General features: G+C 52.3%; 12 protein-coding genes. All 12 read right to left on the bottom strand.

Annotated features, from left to right (window positions below):
• Window positions 1–37: 37 nt before the first annotated feature.
• The gene (locus PXY01_RS11945; protein ID WP_127570167.1) at window positions 38–826 is read right to left on the bottom strand and encodes an SDR family oxidoreductase; all 789 of its coding nucleotides are present in this window, start codon (window positions 824–826) and stop codon (window positions 38–40) included.
• A 28-nt stretch (window positions 827–854) separates the two neighbouring features.
• Window positions 855–1562 (bottom strand): Cthe_2314 family HEPN domain-containing protein, encoded by a 708-nt coding sequence (locus PXY01_RS11940; RefSeq protein WP_127570165.1) that lies wholly within the window; start codon window positions 1560–1562, stop codon window positions 855–857.
• Window positions 1563–1751: 189 nt separating this feature from the next.
• The gene (locus PXY01_RS11935) at window positions 1752–2663 is read right to left on the bottom strand and encodes a COX15/CtaA family protein (protein WP_127570163.1); all 912 of its coding nucleotides are present in this window, start codon (window positions 2661–2663) and stop codon (window positions 1752–1754) included.
• 278 nt (window positions 2664–2941) lie between these two features.
• On the bottom strand, window positions 2942–3286 hold the full coding sequence (locus tag PXY01_RS11930) for a thioredoxin family protein (RefSeq protein ID WP_127570161.1): 345 nt from the start codon (window positions 3284–3286) through the stop codon (window positions 2942–2944).
• A 33-nt stretch (window positions 3287–3319) separates the two neighbouring features.
• Entirely contained in the window at window positions 3320–4912 is a 1593-nt protein-coding gene (locus tag PXY01_RS11925) for a copper amine oxidase N-terminal domain-containing protein (protein WP_127570159.1), read from the bottom strand.
• A gap of 100 nt (window positions 4913–5012) precedes the next feature.
• Window positions 5013–6698 (bottom strand): polysaccharide biosynthesis protein, encoded by a 1686-nt coding sequence (locus PXY01_RS11920; protein ID WP_246027900.1) that lies wholly within the window; start codon window positions 6696–6698, stop codon window positions 5013–5015.
• Window positions 6699–6820: 122 nt separating this feature from the next.
• A complete protein-coding gene (locus PXY01_RS11915; RefSeq protein WP_127570157.1) occupies window positions 6821–7546 on the bottom strand; it encodes a ThuA domain-containing protein in 726 nt (241 codons plus the stop codon).
• A gap of 21 nt (window positions 7547–7567) precedes the next feature.
• A complete protein-coding gene (locus tag PXY01_RS11910; RefSeq protein WP_127570155.1) occupies window positions 7568–8059 on the bottom strand; it encodes a DUF456 domain-containing protein in 492 nt (163 codons plus the stop codon).
• The gene (locus tag PXY01_RS11905) at window positions 8060–8827 is read right to left on the bottom strand and encodes a Cof-type HAD-IIB family hydrolase (RefSeq protein WP_127570153.1); all 768 of its coding nucleotides are present in this window, start codon (window positions 8825–8827) and stop codon (window positions 8060–8062) included.
• A gap of 459 nt (window positions 8828–9286) precedes the next feature.
• The gene (locus tag PXY01_RS11900) at window positions 9287–11449 is read right to left on the bottom strand and encodes a peptidoglycan D,D-transpeptidase FtsI family protein (RefSeq protein WP_127570151.1); all 2163 of its coding nucleotides are present in this window, start codon (window positions 11447–11449) and stop codon (window positions 9287–9289) included.
• Between the two features lie 113 nt (window positions 11450–11562).
• Window positions 11563–12744, bottom strand: a complete 1182-nt coding sequence (locus PXY01_RS11895) for a transglutaminase domain-containing protein (RefSeq protein ID WP_127570149.1) — start codon at window positions 12742–12744, stop codon at window positions 11563–11565.
• 41 nt (window positions 12745–12785) lie between these two features.
• Window positions 12786–13232: a hypothetical protein gene (locus PXY01_RS11890; RefSeq protein WP_246027899.1), complete on the bottom strand. Its 447-nt coding sequence runs from the start codon at window positions 13230–13232 to the stop codon at window positions 12786–12788.
• Between the last annotated feature and the right edge of the window lie 65 nt (window positions 13233–13297).

Genomic DNA, 13297 nt, shown 5'->3' with positions numbered 1-13297 from the left:
GCCGATACTGTGACAAGACTCTTTTTTTGAGCTGCCGTTAAATACTTTGGTTCCTCCTATTGACGATAATCGGATCGAAGCCGCCGTTCACATCGATCAGGTTCCCAGTCAAATAGTCTGAACGGCATTGGCATAGAAAAGCAATTACGCGCGACACATCCTCTCCTGTCCCCGGCCTGCCAGGCTGCATCTCGCACTCCTCTTCTACCGCCTCTTCGATCGAGCGCTCTTTGTTCATGCCGCGAATGTCGCCGGGACAGATCATATTGACCGTAATACCGTATGCTGCTTCTTCAGCTGCCAATGTTTTCGTGAACGAGACGAGTCCCGTCTTCGCAGCCGCATATACTGCCCGGTAAGGCCATGATCGAGCCTCGCCTGCATGACCAAAGCCGAAATGAATAATTCTTCCCCAGCGTCTCGCTCTCATCCCCTTGAGCAGCAGTTGGTCCAGCAGCATAACGCTGAGCAGGTTGCCATTCACCAAAGATATGATGTCTTCCCGGCTGTAACGGCTGAACAACCGCCTCTCATGGATGAATGGTCCTGCGTTATTAATTAAAATATCAATACCGTTCGCTCCTGACCAGGCCTCCGCCTCTTGGGCCAGCCTCTCCGCTTCCTCCGGAATCGTCATGTCGGCTTGAATCGCTTCCGTACGTACGCCGAGCTGCCGCAGCTCCTCTTGTAAAGTTCTGGCTTCCCGCTCGCTGGTGTTATAGTTGAGGACAATGCTGCAGCCTTGGCGGGCTAGCTCCAGAGCGACTCGTTTGCCCAGACCTTTGGCGCTGCCCGTAATAAGTGCCGTCCTGCCCTTAAGCTCCAAGAAGCGTTCCTCCCCCGAACGTTTCGTTTTATTGGTGCCTGCTCCATCTTTGGGAGCAATAGCTATAAGATAATGTCAATGCTTCAAGCACAAGCTCTAATCCTAACCGCAGATCGTTCATCTGCTCGCTGATATTTTCTAGAAGAGGGTCGTCTCGATGCTGGTACAGCTGCGTCAGATCGTCCTGCAGCTCCGAATTCATATGATGAATCTCAACGTTGCGTCTAGAGCGCAGCCGATTCATCGGCTCCTTATACTTTTCTTTGATCTCGTCCAGCACGACGCTAAGCGCCGGGTGCTTATGATTCAACCGCATATTGCGCAGCACTGTAAAGTACGAAAAATGCGGCTTCATACGCTCCGTCTCCAGCGACAGCACATCATTCAGCAGCGTTCCGAGCTTATCAAGCAGTGCGAACATTCGGATGAAGCCGTTCTTATCATAATACACATACCGGTGATAATCGAGCTGCTCCTCGTACGGCATCTCGCTGACGGTCGCATGATGAATTCGCTGCGCGAATTGCTCCGCCGCATAGCAGCTTTGCTCCATCTCATCGATTGACCCGATAAGTCCCCGCGTCCAAATGTCATACGTCCTAAGCTTCCGCTCAGGCCCATCGCCTTCCCGGATACGCCGGTTGACGATTTCGATGAATTTCCACATCTCCTGAATCGCTTCCGCCTGCTTGCCCTCCGGCACCCGCGGCGGCTCGTCAAATAATATTCTAAGCATCGGACAGGCTCCCCCCTCTTACGGTATGCGGAGAAGTGGAAGAAACGCCGCCCTCACTCTTTACGTGCCGGCGGCGTTAACTTGTATACTCTATTATACGCATAAATATTCCATGATCCGCAAGGAATCTAATGAAATATTTAGCTATCTCACATTCTATCGCCGAGCAGCGGCATACATTTTCGGCTGTCAGCTATCGCGCAGGCCCCGGCTTCGAATGACCATGTCAAGCAGCATAGTGAACAGGCCCGCGATAATTAAGTTATGAACCAAGCTGGTGAATACGAACATATCCTCATTCGTCAGATTATACGTTAGCCAAGCGCCGCTCAGCACCTGTGCTGTAACGAGAACGAGTGCCCATGCGCTGGAGACACGCAGCGGCTCTCCGCCTGCACCGCCTCTGCGAATTGTCACGAACACACAGAGGATCAGAATAAACAGAATGACTGCTGCCACCCGGTGAATGAATACAGCTAGCGTCGCGCCCTCTAGATCCGGAATGACTTGCCCGTTGCAGAGCGGCCAGCCGAGGCAGCCGCCGGACGAATCCGTATGACGGATATAAGCCCCTAAATAAACGACAACATAGCTGTAGATCGCTGTCAACAGCAGCAGACCATAAAACTTTCTTGGCACTGGGGCACTCGCCGTGCTCCTGTATCCGCGGCCGAATCTTCTCAGCCAGACGACAAGCAGCAGCGTTGAAGCGAAGGCCAGCAGTGAAATACCGAAATGGATCGCCATAACAGCCGGCGATTGCGGCCACAGTACCGCAGCGGCGCCCATTAGCGCTTGTATGATCGTTAATGCAAGCGCAGCGCTTGCATACACCAGCTGCTCTTTGTACTGCTTATACCTAAGCGAATACAGAAAAGTTGCGAGCGTCAGCATACCGGCTAGCCCGCTGATCGCCCGATGTGAATATTCGATTAACGACTCCACCGTATAGGCGGGAACGAATTTGCCATTACATAGCGGCCAGTCGTCGCCGCATCCGCGTCCGGATTCGGTATTCGTGACAAGCGCGCCTGCCAGCAGAACGAGAAGCATAATGATACAGGAAGCGACGGCAACCGCACGATAACGTCCCGAGATCACAAATCATCACCTAGTTTCATAAAGAATGTAGCCGACCATGCCCACGCTATACGCAAACATGCGCACAATGATGCTTGAAAGGCTTGAATAATTACATTCATTATAGCCTTTGGAATTGTTCAAAAGCTATGTCGAAAATGGGACAGTTCCGCGTCTTTACTGTTCACATTTTTAGCATTCGCAGCGGCCGCTTCTCCCAACCGGATCAAAATGCATTAAAAAAAGGATGAGCGGGAATCACTCTCCACTCATCCTTGATTTAGCTTTCTAACCCGAGACTAACGTTGCGGAAGCGCCGCAGCTACTTCCACTGCCCGGTCTAAGAACGTTTCAATCTCGTCACGTGTCTTGCGAAGCTTGCTTACAAAGCGAATGACTTCTTGGCCGTTCTTGAAGGCGATAAAGCTCGGAATGCCTAGAATGTTCAGCTCGCTGCACAGATCGGGAAGATCATCGCGGTCGACCTGTACGAATTGAAGCCGGTCCGCATAGGCAGCCTCCACCTCGGGCATGAACGGGTCAATGAAATGACAATCCTTGCACCAGGTCGTCTTAAACACCGCAACCGTAAGCTCCCCTGCGACAGCTTCGCGAAATTGTTCATCCGTTGTAATAACTCTCATGCTGTATTCCTCCTTGCTTTATCTTACCTCATCTTAATGGACTTCACGCGCAAACTCCAGATACACCTTCTCATCTGAACCGTACGTCTCCCAGTACAGCGTTGCGCCCAAAGCCTTCGCCAAGTCACGAGCCGGTACGTAGACCGTATTATCAATCGTCGTCGTCGGGAAAGACCATTTCACCGTCTTGCCATTCACCGTCGCTTGATTACTTCCCTTCTTCAGAACAATTGTCGTGCCCGTCGCATCATCGGTTAGTTTGATCCGATTAGACTCCAGCGTTAGGCTTGCACCAAGTTCCGAAGCCACTCTTCTCAGTGGAACGAGCGTAATGCCTGAAGGCGTAATGACCGGCGGCTGGCTGCTGTACATGCTGATGTAAGCTTCTTGGTGTCCTATATGCAAATCCTTGTCGAGCAGGCCGTAAATGTTAGATGTAGGCTCGAACAGCCGCAGCACTTGATAGCCCTGCATATCCTCCAGCGATTCCAGCGATACAGCTCCATTCTTCTGGGCACTGCTGACGGCGTTAACCTCGACGTCACCGTTAATATTCCACATTTCCGACTCAATCGTCAGCGCCAAGCCTTCAATCGGTATTAGTTCTTCATCTTCTTCGCTATCAAGAGCAGAAAAATCTGGTTTAATTTGAACATCGATATTCGACTTGCGAATGTCGAGCTTCGAATCAACATACAGATCAGCTTGAACGTAGCTGTTCTTATTCATGATCACTGCGAAGTCTTCGCTGTCCTCTGCTTCCTTCATCGATTCGCTGAGCGATGCCAAAGCTTCGATCACCTCATCGACAACTTCATCAATCTCTTCGTCAGTAGGACGAAGATTCTCACTGCCTTCCGACTCGATAAGCGCTTGCTTCAAGCTCGGGTTGGCAAGAACAATATCGATGAAGCCAACCAGCGTGCTGCGCAGACCTTCACGGTCGCCTTGCAGCGCGTTGATGTAATCGGCAATCCACTTCCAGGCCTGCTCCGCAGTCAGCTTCGCACTGACATGCGCCAGCGTCAGCGACTCTCCGTTAACCGTCGTCTTCGCAAGCGGGTCTACCGACAGGCTTTCCGGATTCGGCATCTTATCGATCAAGTAACCGCCGACATAATCGAACAGCTCGCGGCCAACCTCCGTCAGCGTCTGTTCCGTAACAGGCACGCTGCTGTCTAAGCCGAGCAAATCGAGTGCAGACTCCCCGCTCAAATCAATGAGAAACGGCTTCTTCGCGCCTTCAACCGTCAGCAGCCCTACTTCTCCATCCACAACCATCCCGAAGCCGAACGAGCGGCTGCCGAGCGTCAGATCGCCTTCGACCGACAGATGGTCATCGTCTTTCATTTTCATTTCATTAAAATTCAGCTTAATGTTTGACAGCATATTCAGCAAAGCCAGACTATCTTCGGTCAGCTCCTCATCCTCCGCAAGCGCCTGCTCGTCCCACAGCAGCTTGAACTGCACCGACTGTTTGCTTTCTGCAGAATCGACCTTCAAGCTGTTCAGCAGCACTTTGTTCAGATCAATGCCTGCCACCGCTTGACAGCCTGCAAGGATAACAACGAGTGCTGATAGCAGTACTAAATACGTGCGTTTGAACCGTTTCAATCCATTCAACATCGATAGCCCCTCCCATGATAGCCAAGTCTTATTAATTCAATCTCATTCTACCATGAATAGGAAGGCTAGAGTTGATCCAGAAGCATTATTTTATCCAAATTTAACCTCGGTCAGCTACAGGCGCAATTCGCATAAGTGGACTGAACAGCTTGCGCAGCGGCCCAGGGAACGAACGGACATCCGTCGGCTGAACGACACGCAGCACCACGAGCAGTACAAGGTACAGCACACCAGCAACGGCTCCTGCAGCAATACAGCCAATGAAATAAACCAGCTTATCCGGCAGCGCGTTAAGTAACAGCGTTCGAACGCCGTAATCGGTTCCATAGCCTGCTGCCGCGGCAACCGCAACCGTTACAATATAGCCCGTCCAACGCCTACCGAGCGTCGCAAGCGGAACGTCTTGACGAATCGCACGAATATTGAGCGCTGTCACGATCATGAAGCAGAGCGTTGAGGAGATAATGAAGCCGTACATCCCAAGCACCGGACCAAGCACAATACTTCCGAGCACGAGTACAGCAAGCCCGATAAAGGTGTTAATCATTGGCGTCTTCGGCTTGCCGAAGCCGTACAGAATAGAGTTGCTCGTCATCATCGAAATTTGGAAAATCGTCCCTGCGGTCAGCGCGGCGACGATGCCGCCGCCGGATACATCCTCGAACAGCAGGCCCGTAACCGACTGCGCTGCAACAGTCAGCACAAGCGCCGCCGGCACGCCAGTAAACACAACGATGCGCATCACAAGCGACGATTGCCGCTGAACCTCATCCATATTACGCGTCGTATAGGCGGAGGAGATAACCGGAATAATCGATGAGCTGAGAGCGATTGCTAGAATCGGCGGAATGCCTGCGATCGAGATCGCCTTCAATCCGAACGCATCAAGCACTTGATCGGCTTCAAGAGCGGTATAAAAGCTGCCGCTTAGCCGAACGAGAAACGATTGATCGAACATATACACCAGATTAACCGTCATCGCGGTTACGACGATCGGCAGTGACATCGAGAATAGCTCCTTGTAGATCGAACGAAAAGGCAGATTAGACCGTTCGAACCGCAGTCTACCGGCTCTCACCTCGGCAGCATCCTGCAAGCCAAGCTTGCGGCCGTACCACATCATCACAAGCAGCGCGCCGATTCCGCCAACGACGCTGCCGAAGGATGCGGCAGCAGCAACCCAGCGGTCCCCCCAGCCTGCCGAGACAACGGCGAGAGCAAGCCCGACGCCAATCAGAACACGCAATATTTGCTCTATAATTTGCGAGATCCCGCCAGCGGTCATCATCTGACGGCCTTGAAAATAGCCACGCATCATTGCAATTGTCGGGAACAGCAGAAGCGCAGGCGCAATCGCTTGGATCGAACGATCCGCCAGCGGAGTGCGCGCCACATGAGAACTGTACCACGGGGCCAATAAGAACAGTGCTGACGCCAGCACGATACCCGTTACGATACCGAATAACAGCGCCGCTTTATATATACGCTGCGCTTCACCGGCTTTGCCAAGCGCATGCCGCTCAGACACCATCTTGCTGATCGCGCTCGGCAATCCGCCGGTTGCGATAATGAGCAGCCAAAGATAGACGCTGTTCGCCAATCCCATCGCCGCGCCGCCGCCCGAGCCCATCATATAATCGAGCGGCACCCGTTGGAATATGCCAAGCACGCGTGCCACCAGCGCCGCTGCGGCAAGGATGATCGTTCCTTTAATTAATGAGTCCTTCTTGAGCATAATATTAAGCTTCGTCCTCTCCATCATTGCATTCTCTAACATTGAAGGCATTAGCTGCCTTCACACCAAATCAAAAAAAGCGGCACGCTCGTCCGGCTCCTCCGGCTACGAGCAGCCGGAAGCCCGGAGCGATTGTGCCGCCCGCTTCTGATTGTAAGTACCGTTATTTTATTTTACGCCTTGCCGTCAATCGGTTCAAGCGGTTGATGATTGCCGCGCACCGGCTTCGCCGCTTGCGATGGAGCCGCCCAATGTACAGCATTCTTGAGCACCTTCAGCACTTGCGGGTTATAATATGTCGGATACGTCTCGTGCCCTGGACGGAAATAGAAGATTTTGCCCTGGCCGCGATAGAACGTACAGCCGCTTCGGAACACCTCGCCACCTTCGAACCAGCTGACGAAGATAAGCTCGTCCGGCGCTGGAATGTCGAAGTGCTCGCCGTACATCTCCTCATGCTCAATCGTCATATACTCCGGCAGCCCCGAAGCGATCGGATGGGCCGGATTGACAACCCAAATCCGCTCCTTCTCGCCCGCTTCACGCCACTTCAAATCACAGCTCGTGCCCATCAGCTTCTTGAACAACTTGGAGAAATGGCCGGAATGCAGCACGATCAGCCCCATTCCGTTCATAATGCGCTCATGAACACGGTCGACGATGGCATCCTCTACCCGGCCGTGGTCCATATGCCCCCACCAGATCAGCACATCCGTCTCCGCGAGCACGTCATGCGTCAGTCCATGCTCCGGCTGCTGCAGCGTCGCAGTCCGCACCTGAATACTCTCATCGCCTATGCCTCTGGCGATTGCTTGATGAATGCCGTCCGGGTAGATGCGGCGTACTTCTTCATTGTATTGCTCGTGCAAATATTCGTTCCATACTGTCACGCTTACCATTCTTCTCAACTCCTCTAAATTTTAAAGAAGCCAAAGCCAAATGAAGAACAGCACGATCATTAACAATTGCAAGACGAACTTGGCGACGGTACCGGTGAACAAGCCAACAACAGATCCGAGTCCGACCTTCATCGACTTCTCGAAGCTTGCATTAGCGAAGAACATTTCACCGATTACCGCGCCGAGGAATGGACCAATAATAAGGCCGAATGCCGGAATGACGAACGGTCCGATAATGACGCCGATTGTACTGCCGACAACGGAAGCGCGCGAGCCTCCGAATTTTTTGACTCCCCAGGCATTGATGGCATAATCGCCTATGAATAAAGCCACAAGAATAATGGTCTGAATCGTCCAGAACCAGAACCCGAACGGCGAGAAGCTGATACATAAACCATATACAAAAAAAGCAGCATAAATTGCCACGACACCTGGCAGAATGGGATATACCGCACCGGCCATCCCGATCACAAACAGCAGGATGACGACTATCCACCCAATAATTTCAAGCATTTACAATGACACCTTCGCTTTCAATACATACTTACGTAATACTTCAGCGACGCCGTGCTGCTCATTCGTGAACGTCACCACATTCGCTGCACGCTTCACCTCATCCTGCGCGTTACCCATCGCAACGCCCAATCCCGCTTCTCGGATCGCCGCAATATCGTTCAGACTGTCACCGACCGCTACCGTCTCAGATATGTCGAGCTTCAACATCGTGCACAGCTCCCGAAGCGCCGACGCCTTCGTTATCCCGAGCGGATTCATCTCCAAATTCCACGGTGACGAATTCGTTATTTCAAGATTGCCCCACGACGCCACCTCTTGGAAAATCGCCTCCCGAGCGCGGTCGTCCTCCGTGTAATAACCGAACTTTAGCCAGTGATGCCCTGCATAATCATCAGCCGGGTTAATCCACGTCTCCTTGTTGTACACCGCTTCGGTCGAATATGCCCAATACCATACCTCCGGGTACTGCAGCGCCAGCCGGTGCAGCCGTCGAATCGTCTCTGGATCGACGAGCGTACGTCTATGCAGCACATGCGGACGTGACCAAATCTCGCTGCCGTTCACCGTCACCATCGGCACATTCATAAGGCCCAGCTGCTCCGCATAAGGAAGCGCGCTGCGAAACCCTCGCCCCGTCGAGAAGCAGACAATTACACCCGCTTCCATTGCCTTTCGTATCCAACGCCGGTTCGTCTCACTGACTTCCTGTTGATCATTAAGCAGAGTGCCGTCCATATCTAATGCAACCAGTTTGTATGTAGCCATCCAGTAAGGCCTCCCCTATCGGCGGTATGCGGCTGCGTATCGCCATCAGCCGCACGATTTTCTGTTTCCGATATTGTAGCATATTTCATCAACGCAACCTACATTCCGAAGTACAGCAGAGAAACCCGACTTTAGTCGAGGAAGCCTCGTCAAAAATTCGTTTAGGCCATACGCTCCCACCATTATCAGCCGAACAATGCGAGCATTATCCCGATATACAGCACCGTCATAATCCACCTTTTGACCGCTCCGTCGTTCATTGTTCCACGCTTCATTGACATCAATGTCTCCCTTCCGTAGTCCAGTAATACTCTTCTTTATTCTATGCAAAAAAGTTTCCCAAGTGCAAAATCATTCATTTGGTTTCGAGCACAAAAAGAAGCCGTCCCTCCCCCGCTTCGGGAGAAAGAACAGCCTCCTTGCTTCTCATGCTGCGAATTGCAGTTTCGATCATTATTCTTATTCCATGTTCGCGCCCTCAGCGCCGTTCGCGCCATTATTGGCATTCGCGTCCGCACTTCCATTTGTTCCTGCGGCTGCATTAGCACTCGCATTTGCATTCGCGCTTGCTGCCGCTTTATTCGACGGATTGCGCGGCACTCCGTAGAGACCAATCTCATCATCGTACGCATCAAATATTTTGCGTGCGATCGGTGCAGCACCCTTCGCGCCGAAGCCGCCCTCAGGTACGACAACCGCAACAGCGAGCACTGGATCGTCAGCTGGCGCGTAAGCGATAAACACAGCGTTATCGACCGTCTTACCGCCGACGGACTGCTGCGACGTACCAGTTTTACTTGCATACGTGTAGTTTACGCCAGCGAAAGCTGCACTTACGTTAACCAGCTTCATGCCGCGCTTCACTTCTTCCCAATACTCTTTCGGAATATCGATCGTATTGAGCACCTCCGGCTTGAAGCTCTCAACTAGCTGTCCGTCGGACGTCATAATTTTCTCGACGAATTGCGGCTTCATCCGCTTACCCTGATTCGCCAGCGCCGCGGTATATTGGGCAAGCTGCAGCACCGTATAGCGGGCCTGCTGACCGAACGATGCCCGAATAAGCGCCGATTGCACACTTGCCGTCTCGGCTTCGTGGTAATATTCGACGACGCCTTCAGACTCGAACGGCAAATCGCTGCCTGTCTTCACGCCAAGGCCGAATTCTTTCATGTAACGATCCCAAGTGTCGACGCCCTTAGTTCCTCTGTATTTCTCGTACATCTTCTGTCCGACCATAGCCGCCATGAACGGGTTGGACGATTTGCCGATTGCAAGAGCCGGATCGAGATTACCATAAGCATGGCCCAAAGCGTTACCGATCTTAACCTTGCTGCCCTCACGGCCAAAGTAGAACGCGCCCGTATCGTTATAGGTCGTCCTTGTTGTGAATAAGCCTTCGTTCAATCCGACGAGGATGGACAACGGCTTCTGCGTCGAACCGAGCATAACGAGCGACGGCGCGTGGCGTCCCGCTTCCTTCTCATCCTCATACGGCGCAAGCACCTCGCGGATCGTTCCGTTCTTCAGCATATAAATACTGTTCTCGTAATCCTCCGGACTAATTTTGCCCCCGGCCCAAATGTTCGGGTCATAGTCAGGCATACTCGCCATAGCGATTACTTTACCCGTATTAACCTCCATCGCGACCGCATAGCCTGTCTTCGGCTTCTGATTCACCTTCAGGATGTCCGGACTCGTCTTCAAATAGGCGAGATGGTCGGTAATCGCCTGCTCGGTCTTCAGCTGCACATCCTTATTAATCGTCAAATACAGGTCGTTCCCCTTCTCAGGGTTCGTAATCGTTGGCGGACCGATAATTTTGCTCAAGGCGTTAACCGGATATATTTTCAAACCATTCTTGCCCCGCAGCTCATCCTGGTACATCAGCTCGATGCCGTCCATGCCGACGTCTTCCTGGTCCAAATATTTGAGCTTCGGATCTGTCGTCTCTTCCTTCTTCTCGGCATAGAAGTCGAGCGAGTTAACGGCAGAGTTAAACTTCTTCAAATACCCGACAAGCTGTACCGCAATCGAGCCTTTATCGTAATGGCGTACGCTCTCCTCAATAATGTCGATTCCATCGAACAAGTCGCGGTTCTCCATGAAATAAGCGATTTCCTCATTCGTCAGATCGGACTTGATCCGGCGCGGCGTAGATATCGTATTCTTCTTAAATCCGAGATCGAGCTGACGCAGCACGTCATCCGCCGTCATCTGCTTAGCCGATTCGCCGAACTCGGCAAATATCGAAGAAAGCCGCTCCGCGAACGGATGCATCCGCTCCTCGATTTCTTTCTGCTGCTCCTTCGCCGTCTTGCTTTTCAAATTCTTCCGAATGTCTGGATCAAGCTTATAGTAAAGTGACTGCGTCGACGTCGAGTAGGCGATCGGATAACCGTTCGAATCGAGTATATTCCCCCGTATCGGCGGAATTTTCACCTCTGTCGAGCTTATTTTGTTCTCTTCCGCTTTCAGTGTCGGTCCTTCCACGAATTGTAGAATTGCCAGCCTTATGATCAGGACACTAAACAATAGAAACGTAATAAAAAAGAATGCATTGAGCCGAAACGAAAAATGTCTACGGTTTACAATTTCGCGCTTCTGCTGATCTTCCGTCACCTGTCTATCTCCTTCCGCTTACGTTAGCAGCTTAACCGCTGCATACCCTTTATACTTAACGAACACCGCGGGAAAAAGTTTTGCTTCCTTCCCGAAATGTGCCTCACTACTCCTTATACTTCACGATCAGCAATATGTGTCTTCTCGAAATCCGGCGGATTGAACCAGTCGCCCGACATCGCCCATGTCGCATCAAGCGGCACCCACGCCGGCTGGCCATCCGTACCTGTGATCTGGACTTCATTCCACGCATGCGGACCGAAGCCGCTCGCCGTTGTACCGCCTTGGCCGGTAACAACCCGAACCGAAAGCCCCGATGCTCTGGCCATAACCGCGTACAGTCTCGCAAAATCGATGCATACCCCAAGACGGGTCGCGAACGTATCCTCCGGCGTCTGCTCCTTCCATATGCCCCTCTGCTCATAATTGCGTGCTTTATCCCAATCATATGCGATACGAGTCCCAACCCAGCGATATAATGCGCGGGCTTTGGATTCGTCGGTCTGCGCATCCTTAGTTACAGTCAACGCTGCAGCGGAAATATCTTCCGATATGGCATAGTCGGCAATCTCATATTTTCTCTGTATGATACGCTGAAGCTCGTCTCCGACCGCCTTCGTCAGCACCGGGCCTTGTTCATCGAACAGCTTACCAGCCACCGGCTCCAGCAGCCGCGCCGAAGCTTCACTGTATACCTCTGAGGAGCGAATTTGCGTCGTGAACGGCCCGCTTGGCGACAACGTCGTATAGATGAACAGCGCCGCAATAAGCAGCAGCGATCGAACCGCGCCGTGAACGGCGCCAATCATCCCGCCGATTGCCCGGCTCGCCAGCCTGCTTCCCGGTATAGTAGAACGATCCTCGTCACTTCCCCCCCTGCCGCTTCTCGATCCGAATCGATACACGTACCGCTCGATCGGAGCTGTTACATAAGCGAGGAGCCAGCGGAACGCCGCATAACAGATCAGCAGCAGCACGCCATAGCGGAACAGCGCAAAATCCCGGAAGCTCGTTACGAAGGTATACCACAGCTGCGTCAGTGAGCCGACCTCTTGATTAGGCAGATGGACACCCCCCAGCAGCCTCGATGCGACAGGGGACAGCAGCGACGCCGCCTTCAATGCCGCAGCGATACAGATCAGCATCAGTATGCCATCCCATACAAAAAAGAAAAGACGCTTCGCGGAGCCCGATGCGCCTTTGATCAATCCATGAACGAGCGATCCGAGCAGCAGCGCCAGCACGGCCAGCGCCACCGGCTCTAACGCCGTTAATCCTTGCATCCATGATACCATATGATCCGCTCCTTTCGAATACCTGGATGAGCGGAATCGGCCTAACTGTTGCTCTTCGCCGTGTCAATCAGCGTACGAATTGCATCATCAATCTTAAGCGAGCCAATCTTTGCCCCGCGGAATTTCACTTCAACCTCAGCGTCTCCCGGCTTGCCCGTCAGCTCGAGATTGCTTGTCTTCACCGTGAATGAACCGTCGCTGTTCGCGGTGTAAGTCGCGTCCTTCGCTTCGCCAGCCATAGCGGCAATCGCTTCTTGCTTAACGCTCTCCGTTACTTTCGTGCCCAGCGATTTCACGTCATCCAGCGTATAACCGCTATAAGTGACGACACCAATGACGATCACGGCAACGAGCGCCCATTTCACAAATGTCTTCACAATGCGGATAACGATGAATAAAGCAACGAGTGCAAGCGCAAGGACGAGCCAATTGTCCTGAAGAAAGGTTTGCCATGTTTCACTATCATAGTTGAAATTCATAAGCAGCATTGTACGGTTGATCCCCCTTATTATACCTTGCCTATGCATTCATTACAAAAATCTATTAATCATTA

This window comes from Paenibacillus xylaniclasticus, from assembly GCF_004001065.1.
GTDB classification, from domain to species: Bacteria; Bacillota; Bacilli; order Paenibacillales; family Paenibacillaceae; genus Paenibacillus_T; species Paenibacillus_T xylaniclasticus.
This window is presented reverse-complemented; position numbering and strand designations above follow the sequence as displayed.

Coding starts and splice junctions, on each gene's coding strand:
- PXY01_RS11940 (WP_127570165.1), bottom strand. CDS start 1,562: ATGCTTAGAATATTATTTGACGAGCCGCCGCGGGTGCCGGAGGGCAAG.
- PXY01_RS11930 (WP_127570161.1), bottom strand. CDS start 3,286: ATGAGAGTTATTACAACGGATGAACAATTTCGCGAAGCTGTCGCAGGG.
- PXY01_RS11925 (WP_127570159.1), bottom strand. CDS start 4,912: ATGTTGAATGGATTGAAACGGTTCAAACGCACGTATTTAGTACTGCTA.
- PXY01_RS11920 (WP_246027900.1), bottom strand. CDS start 6,698: ATGCCTTCAATGTTAGAGAATGCAATGATGGAGAGGACGAAGCTTAAT.
- PXY01_RS11915 (WP_127570157.1), bottom strand. CDS start 7,546: ATGGTAAGCGTGACAGTATGGAACGAATATTTGCACGAGCAATACAAT.
- PXY01_RS11910 (WP_127570155.1), bottom strand. CDS start 8,059: ATGCTTGAAATTATTGGGTGGATAGTCGTCATCCTGCTGTTTGTGATC.
- PXY01_RS11905 (WP_127570153.1), bottom strand. CDS start 8,827: ATGGCTACATACAAACTGGTTGCATTAGATATGGACGGCACTCTGCTT.
- PXY01_RS11895 (WP_127570149.1), bottom strand. CDS start 12,744: ATGGTATCATGGATGCAAGGATTAACGGCGTTAGAGCCGGTGGCGCTG.
- PXY01_RS11890 (WP_246027899.1), bottom strand. CDS start 13,232: ATGCTGCTTATGAATTTCAACTATGATAGTGAAACATGGCAAACCTTT.